The sequence below is a fragment of the Klebsiella africana genome, assembly GCF_020526085.1.
Taxonomy (GTDB): domain Bacteria; phylum Pseudomonadota; class Gammaproteobacteria; order Enterobacterales; family Enterobacteriaceae; genus Klebsiella; species Klebsiella africana.
Genome location: NZ_CP084874.1, coordinates 1,115,998 through 1,129,749, shown reverse-complemented (window position 1 = coordinate 1,129,749; position 13,752 = coordinate 1,115,998). Strand labels below are relative to the sequence as shown.

The window sequence follows — 13,752 nt, the reverse complement described above, 5'->3', positions numbered from 1 at the left end:
GGCACGCAACTTGATATAAGCCAATCAACTGAATTTAAACACACTGTATTGATTGAGGTTGCTATGTCTATTGTGGTTAAAAATAACATTCTTTGGGTTGGCCAACGCGATTGGGAAGTGCGTGATTTCCACGGCACCGAATATAAAACGCTGCGCGGCAGCAGCTACAACAGCTATCTCATTCGCGAGGAAAAAAACGTGCTGATCGATACCGTCGATCATAAATTCAGCCGCGAGTTCGTGCAGAACCTGCGCAGCGAAATCGATCTCGCTGACCTCGACTACATCGTCATTAACCACGCCGAAGAGGATCATGCCGGCGCGCTGACCGAACTGATGATGCAGATCCCGGATACGCCGATCTACTGCACCGCCAACGCCATCGACTCGATCAACGGCCATCATCATCATCCTGAGTGGAACTTCCACGTGGTGAAAACCGGCGATACTCTCGATATCGGTAATGGTAAACAGCTGATCTTCGTGGAAACGCCGATGCTGCACTGGCCTGACAGCATGATGACCTACCTGACCGGTGACGCGGTGCTGTTCAGCAACGACGCCTTCGGCCAGCACTACTGCGACGAACACCTGTTCAACGATGAAGTGGACCAGATTGAACTGTACGAACAGTGCCAGCGCTACTACGCCAACATTCTGACGCCGTTCAGCCGCCTGGTGACGCCGAAAATTACTGAAATCCTCGGCTTCAACCTGCCGGTGGAGATGATTGCCACCTCCCACGGCGTGGTCTGGCGCGATAACCCGACGCAAATCGTCGAAAAATACCTCGAGTGGGCGGCGGATTACCAGGAAGATCGCATCACGATTTTCTACGACACCATGTCCAACAACACCCGTATGATGGCGGACGCCATTGCCCAGGGGATCACCGAAGTTGACCCGCGGGTGGCGGTAAAAATCTTCAATGTCGCCCGCAGCGACAAAAACGACATTCTGACCAACGTTTTCCGCTCGAAAGGCGTACTGGTGGGCACCTCCACCATGAACAACGTGATGATGCCGAAAATCGCCGGGCTGGTGGAAGAGATGACCGGGCTGCGTTTTCGCAATAAACGCGCCAGCGCCTTTGGCTCGCACGGCTGGAGCGGCGGCGCGGTAGACCGCCTGTCCACCCGCCTGCAGGATGCCGGTTTTGAGATGTCGCTGAGCCTGAAAGCCAAATGGCGCCCGGATATCGACGCGCTGGAACTGTGCCGCCAACACGGTCGCGACATCGCCCGCCAGTGGGCCCTCTCTCCGCTGCCGGTTGCTGAAGCAGCGACAACGCCGGAACCACAGGATTGCGTCTGCGCCGCCGCCGCGGCCGCTGACCTCGGTCCCATGATGCAGTGCAGCGTGTGCCAGTGGGTCTATGACCCGGCGAAAGGCGAACCTAACCAGGATGTACAGCCGGGTACGCCGTGGAATGAAGTGCCGGACAATTTCCTCTGCCCTGAGTGTTCTCTTGGCAAAGATGTCTTTGACGTACTGGCGACGGAGGCAAAATGAGTGATGGCATCGTCATCATCGGCTCGGGCTTCGCGGCCCGCCAGCTGGTGAAAAATATCCGTAAGCAGGATACGCAAATCCCGCTGACGTTAATCGCCGCCGATAGCATGGATGAGTACAACAAACCGGACCTCAGCCATGTCATCAGCCGCGGGCAGAAGGCCGACGATCTGACCCTGCAAAGCGCCGGCGAGTTCGCCGAGCAGTACAATCTGCGTCTGTTTCCCCATACCTGGGTAAGCGATATCGACGCCGAAAACCGGTTAGTGAAGAGCCAGGATAACCAGTGGCGCTACGACAAACTGGTGCTGGCCACCGGCGCGGCGCCGTTTATCCCGCCGGTACCGGGGCGCGAACTGATGCTAACGCTCAATAGCCAGCGCGAATATGGCGCAGCGCAGAGCCAGCTCCGCGATGCCAGGCGGGTGCTGATCGTCGGCGGCGGCCTGATTGGCTGCGAGCTGGCGATGGATTTCTGCCGGGCCGGCAAAGCGGTAACCGTGGTTGATAACTCCGCCAGCGTGCTGGCGGCGCTGATGCCGCCGGAAGCCAGCAGCCGCCTGCAGCATCGGCTCACCGAGATGGGCGTACATCTGATGCTGAAAACGCAGCTGGAGGGGCTGGAGCAAACCGCCGACGGCATTCGCGTCAATCTCGATCGCCAGCGCACGATAACCGTGGATGCGGTGGTGGCCGCCGCTGGCCTGCGCCCGGAAACCTCGCTGGCGCGCCACGCCGGATTGCAAATTAACCGCGGTATTGTGGTCAATAACCAGCTGCAAACCAGCGACCCGGCGATTTATGCCCTCGGCGACTGCGCGGAAATCAACGGCGTGGTACTGCCGTTCCTGCAGCCGATTTTACTCAGTGCCATGTGCCTGAGTAAAAACCTGCTGGCGCAGGCGGGGGAACTCAAACTGCCGCCAATGCTGGTAAAAGTGAAAACGCCGGAGCTGCCGCTGCATCTGGCCGGCGACACCCGCCGCGACGATCTGACGTGGAATATCGTGGCCGCCAAAGAGGGGCTGGTGGCGAAAGGGCTGGATGCCGAAAATCAGCTGCGCGCCTTCGTGGTGAGCGAAGATAAAATGAAGGAAGCCTTTGCGCTGCTCAAGCAACTGGTGAGTTGATGGTTTTCCCGGCTTGCGGCGTAAACGCCTTAGCCGGGCTACGGTATTGTCCTGGTAGCCCGGCTAAGCGCAGCGCAAGCCGGGAAAATATCCAGCCTAACGCGCCAGATTATCGTAGCCACGCCAGCGATAGTTGAGCACCGACAGCGCCCAGCAGGCGACAAACAGCCCGACCACCACAAACCCGGCGTCGCCGAGGTTGTCGTTTAACGCCCCCACCCAGCGCCATATTCCACCGCTGAGCGCAAACTTATCCATCAGCAGGCCCAGCGCCTCCAGACCGCCGATAAACAGCGCCACCACTACCGAGGTACCGGTAATGGTCATGTTGTAATAGAGCTTGCGCTGCGGCTTGCTGAACGCCCAGCCGTAGGCCCCGACCATCAGCACGTTATCGAGGGTATCCACCAGCGCCATACCGCTGGCGAACAGCGCCGGAAAGACCATAATCGACCAAACAGAAATGCCGCTCGACGCGCCGGCGGCGGAGATACCCAATACGCCGATTTCAGTGGCAGTATCAAAACCGAGGCCGAACAGGAAGCCGACCAGGTACATCTGCCAGCTGCGGCTGACCAGACGAAAGGTTTTACCAAACAGCCAGCTCATCACCCCGCCACCGCTAACAATTTCATCGCTCACCGGCTCCCCGCGCTTCCACGCCCGAAAGCTGCGCCACACGCTGCGTAAAATCACCAGGTTGATAAAGGCCATCGCCAGTAAAAACAGGGCCGACACGGCGGTGCCGATGACGCTGCCGGTGTCGTGCAGCCAGCTCATCTGCGCGCTGAAGGCCGTGGCGGTAGCGGCAATCGCCGCCGAGGCCAGCACCACAATCGATGAGTGGCCCAGCGAAAACCACGCCCCAACGGCGAAAGGCCGCCGTCCCTGCTGCATCATCTTGCGGGTCACGTTATCAATCGCCGCGATATGGTCGGCGTCCACCGCGTGGCGCAGGCCGTAGCCCCAGGCCAGCAGGCTGGCGGCCATCAGCGCGCCGCTGTCGCCAAAGGCCTGCAGCGCCCAGCACCAGGCCAGTAAGTTCGCCGCGATCAACCCCAACACCAGACCCGCGGCGCGCGGCTGCTGGCGTAAAACTGTCATTATCATGATTGTGTTCCTTGAGCCTGCCCGCGGGCGGCGGCGATCACCGCCTGACCATAGGCGATTGCGCCGTCGCCGGCCGGCAACTGCTGCGCAAACAGCAGAGTAAAATCCGCCAGATAAAAGGTCAATCGCGCCGCCAGCAGGCGGTTATGCAGCACCCCACCGCTGCAAACCACCGTGTCGATGCCGCGGGCGGTAGCGCGGTCGCGGGCCATTGCCGCCAGCCCACAGGCCAGGGCGTCATGGAATGCCCAGGCTTTCTGCGCCGGGGTCGCCTGCCAGTTCAGCCATTGTCGCCAGAAGATCGCCATGTCCAGCGCGTCGTCGCGCCACGGCAGCGTAACCGGGTGGCTGACGCCGGGGCAGCTGGCGGCCAGCGCTTCCAGCCGACAGGCCGCTTCGCCTTCATAGCTCAGGCTCTCCGGCGCACAATCCAGCGCACAGGCAACGGCATCAAACAGCCGTCCGCAGGATGAGGCGCGCGGCGCATTAATCCCGCGTTCGATGGCCTGCGCCAGCAGCGGCCAGTTGCGCTGGCGCAGGGGGGCGGTCTGCGGATAATCCTGCCAGTCATGGACAAAGGCCAGACAGTGGGCCAGCAGATTTCGCCACGGCTGGCGCGCCGCCAGGTCGCCCCCCGGCAGCGCGACGGCCGGCAGCCCGCCCAGATGTTCGCATTCGCGATAGTTGACCCGTAGGCACTCCCCTCCCCACAGCGCACCGTTTTCGCCCATGCCAATACCATCGAGAGTCAGGGCGATAACGTCGTCGCCATCAAGTGGCCAGCGGTGCTCGGCCAGGCACGCCGCGGCATGAGCATGGTGATGCAGCACCGTCTCCACCGGCAGCGGCAGGGAGGCCGCCCACTGCGTTGAGCGATAGCCGGGATGGGCATCAACCACCACCCGCTGCGGCACAAACGCGTAAATGCTTTGCATCAGCTGCAGGGCGCAGCGCCACTGCTGTTCAACGCCTTCCTCGCCAAGATCGCCAAAGTGCTGGCTCAGCACCGCTTCGCTGCCGCGCGCCAGGCAGAAAGTATTTTTCATATCCGCGCCGAGAGCCAGCAGCGGCGGGATGTCTCGTAGCCCCGGCGGTAGCGGCAGCGCATCCGGGACATAGCCCCGGGCGCGGCGCAGCATTTCACCGCTCGACCGCACCAGCGAATCATCCATCCGCTGCACGATATCGCGATTATGCAAGAGAAAGCCGTCGGCAATGTCGGCTAAGTCGTTGAGCGCCTGAGCGTTACTTAACGCTGGCGGACGGCCGCTAAGGTTGCCGGAGGTCATTACGATGGGGCGCGCCAGACCCTGCAGAAGCAAATGCTGCAGCGGATTAGACGGCAGCATCACCCCTACTTCCGCAAGTCCTGGCGCAATCTCGTCACACAGGCCGGAGACCTGCGCTTTTGCAATCAGTACGATGGGCGCCGCCGGGGAGCCCATCAGCGCGGCGGCGGCGGCGGGTAACCCCGTTGCCGTCGGCAGCATTACCGCCAGCGGTTTTGCCGGGCGGTGTTTTCGCGCCCGCAGCGCGGCAACGGCAGCGGGGTTACCGGCATCGCAGGCCAAATGAAAGCCGCCGATGCCTTTTATCGCCACGATGTCCCCCGCCGCCAGCCGGGCGATAGCCGCCTGCAGCGCCGCCTCGCCGTCCAGCGTTTCCCCCTCTGTCCGCCATTGCAGGCGCGGCCCGCAGTCTGGACAGGCCACCGGCTGGGCATGAAAACGGCGATCGGCAGGATCGCGGAATTCCGCCTCACAAGGGGAACAGAGCGGGAACGGCGCCATTGCGGTGAAAGGCCGGTCGTAAGGCATGGCGCGAATAATAGTCAACCGCGGCCCGCAGTGGGTGCAGTTGATAAAGGGGTAGCGATAACGGCGCGCCCGGGGATCATTCATCTCCGCAAGGCACGCCGGACAGGTCGCGGCATCGGGCACGATCTGAGTCCGCATCCGTCCCGTCCCGCTCGCGCGAATGGTGAAATCCTGCGGCGTGGCCGCCCAGCGATAGGGGGTGCAGGCGGTACTGTCGATCCGCGCCAGCGGCGGGCAGTGGTCAGCCAGGGCGGTGATAAACCCATCGTCGCCCCCGGCCAACCGCACCAGTACGCCGTCACCGTCATTACAGACATCGCCGCAGCGGCTCTGCGCCTGGGCCAGCTGCCAGACAAAGGGGCGGAAACCGACCCCCTGCACTTTACCGCGAATGCGGATTTGCACCCCGTTCATGCCACGACTTACCAGGCCAGCGCTGTACGGCGACGTTTCTCGATATTCATCTGCTCCAGCTTGTTGCGGTCAACGCACACCAGGGCGTGCGTTGGGCAGACTTCCATGCAGGCCGGGCCGCTCTCGCGGTGGAAGCAGAGATCGCACTTGTTGGCTTCGGCTTTTTCCGCGACGACGTTCAGTCCGGCGCCGCTATGGCGGATCACCGGCCGCACCACCACCTCCATCGCCCCGTACGGGCAGGCGACGACGCAGGTTTTGCAGCCGATGCAGCGCTCCTGCATCACATGAACAAAGCCTTTATCGCGGCTGATGGCGCCGTTCGGGCAGACGTTGGCGCAGGGGGCGTCTTCACACTGACGGCAGGCGGTTGCCGTCGAGACATTGACCCCTTTGATCACGTGAATACGCGGCTGAAAGGTGTTAGGCGTCAGGGAGGCGCAGTCCTGATGTTCCTGATGGGATACCACGCAGGCCACTTCGCAAGTGCGACAGCCGATACATTTGCTCGCATCGGCGATAATGAAACGGTTCATCCATTTCTCCAGCAGTAAGAAGGTTACGCGCCGGAGTATGCATAATACGTTCCAAGTTTTTAATATGTTGATTTAAATGACTATTATAGTCGCGCTTTGCTGTCATCGTCAGGAATGACGATGACAGCTGACGACGTCAGGCGCAGGGACCCGCCACCAGCGACTCGCGTTCAATCAACGCCCCGGGGAAGCTCTGCTGAAAGTTGAACTCCCCGCCATCCAGCATAAATATCAGGCGATTGATGCTCTCTTTAATCATCTCCGTCACTGGCACCCGGACGCTGGCGAGCGACGGCACCATATACGGCGCGAGAGCAATATCGTCAAACCCCACCACCGAAACCTGCTCCGGCACCTTAACGCCCAGCTGGTGAAGCTGCTTCATCGCCCCGATGGCCATATCGTCATTGCTCGCCACCAGTGCGCTGTAGGTCACCCCGCGCTGACGCAGACTCTCCACCGCCGCAGCGCCGGTTTCCGGCGTCCAGCGCCCCTCGGCGATAAGCGCCTCGTTCAGGGCGATGCCGTGGCCAGCCAGCGCGTCTTTGTAGCCGGCAAGGCGTTCGACGCCGGTGGGCGAATCAAGAGAGCCGGTAATAAAGGCGATATCGTGATGGCCAAGCGCAATCAGCCGCTCCACCACCCGCATCGCCGAGGCTTTTTGATCGGACCAGACGCAGTGGCTGGCGTGGCGGCGCAGGCGGCGATTGAGCACCATAATCGGCTGCGAGTGGTTCTCAACGATCTCGTCCATCTCATCGACGGTAAGAAAGCGCGGGTAGATGATGATCGCATCGCAGCGCAGATCCAGCAGATACTGGATCGCCTCCCGCTCCTCTTGCGCGCTGTGCTTGCCGTCGGCCAGGATCAGCTGTCGTCCTTTGTCCTCCGTCATCCGCGCCACGTGATACAGCAGCTCGCTAAAATAGACGCCGTGGTACAGGGTATTGGTCACCACCAGACCGAGGGTTTGCGTGGTTTTGGTCGCCAGATTGCGCGCCAGCAGATTGGGCCGGTAGCCGCTCTCCGCCACCGCCTTAAACACCCGGTCTTTGGTCTCCTGGCTAACATAGCCGTTGCCCGACAGCACCCGCGAAACGGTCGCCTTCGATACGCCCGCGCGCTTTGCGACCTCCAGCATCGTTGCCATGTGATTCTTCCTGTTGCAAACGTTGCAGGCAGTGTACTGCACGTTTCTCGCTTTTACAGCCCTCCCCTGTTATCACCGCGATCCGGCGTACGGCGACGCTTCGCGATCAAAATCACAAAATTTAGATCCTGTTTTTTTATTTCTTGTGCAATTAAATGAAACTCACCATGATTTTGTGGAACCGGTTTCCTATATAAACATGGTATCGCCCGGCGATCCGGGCGGTAGCAGATCAGTACCCTATTGATAAACAGGATAAAATCCGATGTCGAAAAATTATGCAGCCCTGGCGCAACAGATAGTCGCGGCAATCGGCGGCGTCGACAACGTCGCCGCCGTTACCCACTGCATGACCCGTCTGCGCTTCGTGGTCAAAGACGACGAACAGGTCGATAGCGCTACCCTGAAAGGCCTGACCGGGGTGCTCGGCGTTGTGCGCAGCGATAACCAGTGCCAGGTGATCATCGGCAATACTGTCTCCCAGGCCTACCGCGAGGTGGTGAATCTGCTGCCTGGCGACTTGCGCCCGGCTGAGCCGCAGGGTAAAGCGCCGCTGACCCTGAAACGCATCGGCGCCGGGATCCTCGACGCGCTGATCGGCACCATGTCCCCGCTGATCCCGGCGATTATCGGCGGATCGATGGTCAAACTGCTGGCGATGATCCTCGAGATGAGCGGCGCATTGCCGAAAGGTTCACCGACGCTGACCCTGCTGGCGCTTATCGGCGATGGCGCATTTTTCTTCCTGCCGCTGATGGTGGCCGCCTCCGCAGCGGTGAAATTCAAAACCAATATGTCGCTGGCCATCGCCATCGCCGGGGTGCTGGTGCATCCCGGGTTTATCGAATTGATGGCCAAAGCCGCCCAGGGTGAGCACGTTGAATTCGCCTTTATTCCGGTTACCGCGGTGAAATACACCTATACAGTGATCCCGGCGCTGGTGATGACCTGGTGCCTGTCGTATATCGAGCGCTGGGTGGATCGCATTACCCCGGCGGTGACGAAAAACTTCCTTAAGCCGATGCTGATCGTGCTGATCGCCGCCCCGCTGGCGATCCTGCTGATTGGCCCGCTGGGCATCTGGATCGGCAGCGCTATTTCCGCGCTGGTGTATACGATCCACAGCTATCTCGGCTGGCTGTCGGTGGCGATCATGGGCGGGCTGTGGCCGCTGTTGGTGATGACCGGCATGCATCGCGTCTTTACGCCCACCATCATTCAGACCATCGCCGAAACCGGCAAAGAGGGGATGGTGATGCCATCGGAGATCGGCGCCAACCTGTCGCTAGGCGGGTCTTCGCTGGCGGTAGCGTGGAAAACCAAAAACCCGGAGCTGCGCCAGACGGCGCTGGCCGCCGCGGCATCGGCGATTCTGGCCGGGATTTCCGAACCGGCGCTGTACGGCGTGGCGGTGCGCCTGAAGCGCCCGCTGATCGCCAGCTTAATCAGCGGCTTTATCTGCGGCGCGGTGGCAGGCATTGCCGGACTGGCCAGCCATTCGATGGCGGCGCCGGGGCTGTTTACCAGCGTGCAGTTTTTCGATCCGGCCAATCCAATGACCATCGTCTGGGTATTTGGCGTGATGGCGCTGTCGGTGGTGCTGTCGTTTGCCCTGACGCTGATCCTCGGCTTTGAGGACATTCCCGTTGAACAGGCCGCTGCCGACGCCAGAGCGCGCCAGGCCCGGGCCCAGGCATCCCACGCCTGAAAACACTATTGATAATGAGGTAATGCATGGCGAGTTTCCCACAGGGATTTTTATGGGGCGGCGCACTGGCCGCCAACCAGTCTGAAGGCGCTTATCTTGAAGGCGGTAAGGGGCTGACCACCGTGGATACCCTCCCCCACGGCGCCAACCGTCTGCCGGTAAAATTAGGCCTCGAGAAGCGCTTTACGCTGCGTGAAGACGAATTTTACCCCAGCCACCGGGCGATCGATTTCTACCATCGCTATAAAGAAGATATTGCCCTGATGGCCGAGATGGGGTTCAGTGTTTTTCGCACCTCCATCGCCTGGAGCCGCCTGTTCCCGCGCGGCGACGAGCAGCAGCCGAATCCGCAGGGCATCGCCTTCTATCGCTCACTGTTCGAGGAGTGCAAAAAGCACGGTATCGAGCCGCTGGTCACCCTGTGCCATTTTGACGTGCCGATGCATCTGGTGATGGAGTACGGCTCCTGGCGTAACCGCAAAATGGTGGATTTTTTCAGCCACTACGCCCGCACCTGCTTTGAAGCTTTTGACGGCCTGGTGAAATACTGGCTCACCTTCAATGAAATCAACATCATGCTGCACAGCCCCTACTCCGGCGCCGGGCTGGTGTTTGAAGAGGGAGAGAACCAGGATCAGGTGAAATACCAGGCCGCGCATCACGAGCTGGTGGCCAGCGCGCTGGCGACAAAAATCGCCCATGAGATTAACCCACAGAACCAGGTCGGCTGTATGCTGGCCGGCGGCAATTTCTACCCTTATTCCTGCAAGCCGGAAGATGTATGGATGGCGCTGGAGAAGGACCGCGAAAACCTGTTCTTTATTGACGTCCAGGCGCGCGGCGCCTATCCGGTGTGGGCCGCGCGGGTATTCCGGGAAAAAGGGGTTACGATTACAACGCAGCCGGGCGATGACGAGATCCTCAAAAATACCGTCGACTTCGTCTCCTTTAGCTACTACGCCTCACGCTGCGCCTCGGCAGAGATGAACGCCAACAACACCAACGCCGCCAACATCGTCAAGTCGCTGAAGAACCCGCACATTCCGGCCAGCGAATGGGGCTGGGGCATCGACCCGCTGGGCCTGCGCATCACCATGAACATGATGTACGACCGCTATCAGAAACCGCTGTTCCTCGTGGAAAACGGGCTTGGCGCCCGCGATGAGATCGATGCCAATGGCGACATCAATGACGATTATCGCATCAGCTACCTGCGCGAACACATCAAAGCGATGCGCGACGCCATCAGCGACGGCATTCCGGTCATGGGCTACACCAGCTGGGGTTGTATCGATCTGGTCTCGGCGTCAACCGGCGAGATGAGCAAACGCTACGGCTTTGTCTATGTTGATCGCGACGATGCCGGAAACGGCACGCTGGCGCGTAAGCGTAAAAAGTCGTTCTTCTGGTACCAAAAGGTGATAGCCAGCAACGGCGCCGACCTCGATTAAGCGCCCTCGCCCATGCGCGCCCGTTCCCCGCGATGAGCGGGGCGGGCGTCTGCTTTCTGTTGCATCCATTACATGCTTTTTTCTCGAGCCTGATTCCAGTTTCTGATTTGCCGCCTGCTCACAATAACTGGTATTTTATCCAGTACTTTTACCGGGGGTATCTTTAGCAAGGAGCACATCATGACCGCACAGCACACCACCGCTACCAGAGGCATTGCCAGGGCAAGTCGTCAGTTAACCGTGGGCTATATCAGAAAACGCCATGAGGACCGCAAAACGCGGGAGACGCGGCGCTACACCCGCCACGCGGCATTAAGCTTAAACGGCAACTGGCTGGAGCAGGCGGGATTTCCGGTCGGCACGCAGGTCAGAGTTTCGGTGTCGCCCGGTAAATTAGTGATAGAGAATCTTGCGCTGGTCACGCCGGGAACCGGGCTCCCGGCCGGCCAGACGAGCACCGCCGGGGAGCCTGGTTCGCCGCTGGGTTAGTCGTCCTCAGTCTCCAGCAGAGCAAAGCCGCCGTTGCCCTGCCAGCCTGCCAGCTGCTGATACACCCGGGCAACGGCCTCTTTCACCGGCTGGGTCATCGGATAATAAAAACCGACAATGTCCGGTTGGATGCCGAGGAAGATAACTTCCCCGACGTCTTCTTTCAGCTGATCGACCAGATAGTTGAGCGGCATGTTATGGGTGGTCATCATAAACATCTCGGCGATATCGTCTGGATCGATGACGCGAATTTCGCCGGGGTTAAGCCCCATATCGGTGGCATCGACAATCAGCAGCCGTTCGGGGCGTAATTCGCGGATCGCCACAATGTCGTTTTCCGGCGCGCTGCCGCCGTCGATGACCACCCACTCGCCGGCCGGGTTCGCCGCGCACATCTCCGCCAGCAGCGGGCCGGCGCCGTCGTCGCCCATCATGCTGTTGCCGACACAGAGTAAAACGTCAGTCACGTAATCTCCTCACCATCAGGTAGATGGCGCTCTCCTGGTGAATATCATGCAGCATGCTGAGCATTGTTTTGCTCCACGCCTGCTGCTGCGGGGTCTGCGCAGACTGCGCTTTATCAAAGGCGTTGGCCAACATCGCCACATGACTGCTGTCGATGACGATTTCGCCATACTTCGGCACGCCCTCCATTTTGCGCCGTGCGGCGCTTCCGGCCTCAAGGGTGGCGATCCATGCCAGATACGCGTCCCATGGGCAGCTTAGCGCCGCCTCCAGACAGTCGATGACGCCGAGGTGGTGACCAATCGCCAGGCTGTAATAGACCACCTGCTGCGCCTGATCCGGCGTGGCATCGTTCTCATCAATAAATTTACGGCTCAGTTGACTGAACACCACCGTCTCGCTCATCGGATACGCGCCCCCTCGACCACCTGGTTGAGATGGGTGACGATCTCGGTCAGACGCGGATCTTTCTCCGCCTCCAGCCAGCGCAGCACCTGGCTGTCGCCCTGACCGAGCAGGCGCATATAGTCATCGGCAATCTGCCGGCCATAACGATAGCCTGCCAGACGGCGCGCTTCGCGATCGATGCGTACCCGCAGAGGTTGCACCATATCGGCATGCAGCAGCTCGGTTGGCTGTTCGTCAAGCTCGCCCGGCAGGCGGGCGTGAATTTTCTGTTCCAGCAGGCCGAGCGCCATGGCGAAGCCGTACAGCGTGGCGGCTGGCGTCGGCGGGCAGCCCGGAATATAGACATCGACCGGTACGATTTTATCGGTGCCGCCCCAGACACAGTACAGGTCGTGGAAGATACCGCCGCTGTTGCCGCAGGCGCCATAGGAGATACAGATCTTCGGATCCGGCGCCGACTGCCAGGCGCGCAGCGCCGGGGAGCGCATCGCGCGAGTCACTGCCCCGGTAAACAACAGAATATCGGCATGACGCGGCGACGGTACCACTTTAATCCCGAAGCGTTCAGCATCGAACAGCGGTGAAAGAGTGGCAAAAATTTCGATTTCGCAGCCGTTACAGCCGCCGCAGTCGACGCGGTAGACGTAGGCGGAACGTTTGATTTTCTTCAACAGCGAGGCCTTCATACTGGCGATGGATTCATCCACCGTCATCGGCACGGGAATGCCGTTTTCATCGCGCGGGCCAAGTAAAGTGCTCATCAGCTGGCCTCCCTCATATGGCGGGTCAGTTCAATACGATCGGACGGCACCAGGCATTTCTGGCGCTTGCATTCCGGGCAGGTTTCGAAGCTTTCGCGGTGCAGCTCGGCGCGGGTATCGCCGTTATGCTTGAGCAGCGCAATGGCGTAGTCGATCTCCTTCTGCACCGCGAACGGACGCTGGCATTCCCGGCAGTGGCAGATAGCGAAGCGCGACTGCTGGAGGAAATCCTCTTTCTTCCACACCGCCAGCTCATACTCCGGCGACAGCTTAATCGCCGCCGTCGGGCAGACCTCTTCACAGCGGCCGCAGAAGATGCAGCGCCCGAGGTTGAACTGCCACGCCAGCTGGTTAGTGGCCAGATCGGTCTCTACCGTCAGGGCGTTTGACGGGCAGGCGTTCACGCAGGCCGCGCAGCCGATACACTGCTGCGGGTTATGCTCCGGCTTGCCGCGGAAGTTTTTATCCACCGGCATCGGCTCCAGCGGGTAGGCGTGCGTCGCGGTGCCGGTCTTAATGACTTTTTTAATAAAGGTAAACATTGTTGCTCCTGGGTTACGTGCGGCCTTTTCCCCTCACCCTAGCCCTCTCCCTGAGAGGGAGAGGGGACAGTTCTGCACGGTCAGTGAATTCACACTCGATCTGTCCTTCCTCCTCTCCCCTGTGAGGAGAGGGGACAGTTCTGCGCGGTCAGTGAATTCGCACTCGATCTGTCCTTCCCCCTCTCCCCTGTGGGGAGAAGGGACAGTTTTGCGCGGTCAGTGAATTCGCACTCGATCTGTCCTTCCCCCTCTCCCCTGT

13 protein-coding genes are annotated in these 13,752 nt (G+C 60.4%); 5 read left to right on the top strand and 8 right to left on the bottom strand.

Going from position 1 to position 13,752, the window contains the following annotated elements:
- The first annotated feature begins 63 nt into the window (after positions 1–63).
- Together norV and norW are read left to right on the top strand one after the other, a co-directional pair.
- Positions 64–1,512: an anaerobic nitric oxide reductase flavorubredoxin gene (gene norV / locus LGL98_RS05510; RefSeq protein WP_136030383.1), complete on the top strand. Its 1,449-nt coding sequence runs from the start codon at positions 64–66 to the stop codon at positions 1,510–1,512.
- Entirely contained in the window at positions 1,509–2,642 is a 1,134-nt protein-coding gene (gene norW / locus LGL98_RS05505) for an NADH:flavorubredoxin reductase NorW (protein ID WP_136030380.1), read from the top strand. Before norV ends, norW begins: the two co-directional genes overlap by 4 nt.
- Before the next feature lie 96 nt (positions 2,643–2,738).
- Here norW and LGL98_RS05500 read toward each other — a convergent pair whose 3' ends face one another.
- From LGL98_RS05500 to LGL98_RS05485, 4 genes are all read right to left on the bottom strand, one after another.
- A complete protein-coding gene (locus tag LGL98_RS05500; protein ID WP_025712776.1) occupies positions 2,739–3,752 on the bottom strand; it encodes a HoxN/HupN/NixA family nickel/cobalt transporter in 1,014 nt (337 codons plus the stop codon).
- On the bottom strand, positions 3,749–5,983 hold the full coding sequence (hypF, locus tag LGL98_RS05495; RefSeq protein WP_136030379.1) for a carbamoyltransferase HypF: 2,235 nt from the start codon (positions 5,981–5,983) through the stop codon (positions 3,749–3,751). Before hypF ends, LGL98_RS05500 begins: the two co-directional genes overlap by 4 nt.
- An 8-nt stretch (positions 5,984–5,991) precedes the next feature.
- A complete protein-coding gene (gene hydN / locus LGL98_RS05490; RefSeq protein ID WP_136030377.1) occupies positions 5,992–6,519 on the bottom strand; it encodes an electron transport protein HydN in 528 nt (175 codons plus the stop codon).
- A gap of 136 nt (positions 6,520–6,655) precedes the next feature.
- Positions 6,656–7,669: a LacI family DNA-binding transcriptional regulator gene (locus LGL98_RS05485; protein ID WP_136030375.1), complete on the bottom strand. Its 1,014-nt coding sequence runs from the start codon at positions 7,667–7,669 to the stop codon at positions 6,656–6,658.
- Between the two features lie 265 nt (positions 7,670–7,934).
- Between LGL98_RS05485 and ascF the strand changes: the two genes are divergently transcribed.
- The 3 genes from ascF (at position 7,935) to LGL98_RS05470 (ending at position 11,317) form a co-directional block, all read left to right on the top strand.
- Positions 7,935–9,377: a PTS cellobiose/arbutin/salicin transporter subunit IIBC gene (gene ascF / locus LGL98_RS05480; protein WP_136030373.1), complete on the top strand. Its 1,443-nt coding sequence runs from the start codon at positions 7,935–7,937 to the stop codon at positions 9,375–9,377.
- 26 nt (positions 9,378–9,403) lie between these two features.
- Positions 9,404–10,828: a 6-phospho-beta-glucosidase gene (locus LGL98_RS05475; RefSeq protein ID WP_136030372.1), complete on the top strand. Its 1,425-nt coding sequence runs from the start codon at positions 9,404–9,406 to the stop codon at positions 10,826–10,828.
- Positions 10,829–11,008: 180 nt separating this feature from the next.
- Positions 11,009–11,317, top strand: a complete 309-nt coding sequence (locus LGL98_RS05470) for a SymE family type I addiction module toxin (protein ID WP_136030371.1) — start codon at positions 11,009–11,011, stop codon at positions 11,315–11,317.
- Here the strand turns inward: LGL98_RS05470 and hycI are convergent.
- The 4 genes from hycI to LGL98_RS05450 are packed head-to-tail and all read right to left on the bottom strand — an operon-like array spanning position 11,314 to position 13,493.
- Positions 11,314–11,784, bottom strand: coding sequence for a hydrogenase maturation peptidase HycI (gene hycI, locus LGL98_RS05465; RefSeq protein WP_136030369.1), 471 nt, complete (start codon positions 11,782–11,784; stop codon positions 11,314–11,316). The genes LGL98_RS05470 and hycI overlap by 4 nt on opposite strands.
- A complete protein-coding gene (locus tag LGL98_RS05460) occupies positions 11,777–12,187 on the bottom strand; it encodes a formate hydrogenlyase maturation HycH family protein (protein WP_008806180.1) in 411 nt (136 codons plus the stop codon). Before LGL98_RS05460 ends, hycI begins: the two co-directional genes overlap by 8 nt.
- Positions 12,184–12,951, bottom strand: a complete 768-nt coding sequence (locus LGL98_RS05455; protein ID WP_002914891.1) for an NADH-quinone oxidoreductase subunit B family protein — start codon at positions 12,949–12,951, stop codon at positions 12,184–12,186. Before LGL98_RS05455 ends, LGL98_RS05460 begins: the two co-directional genes overlap by 4 nt.
- A complete protein-coding gene (locus LGL98_RS05450) occupies positions 12,951–13,493 on the bottom strand; it encodes a formate hydrogenlyase complex iron-sulfur subunit (RefSeq protein WP_023290793.1) in 543 nt (180 codons plus the stop codon). The genes LGL98_RS05455 and LGL98_RS05450 overlap by 1 nt, the downstream gene beginning before the upstream one ends.
- Positions 13,494–13,752 lie beyond the last annotated feature (259 nt).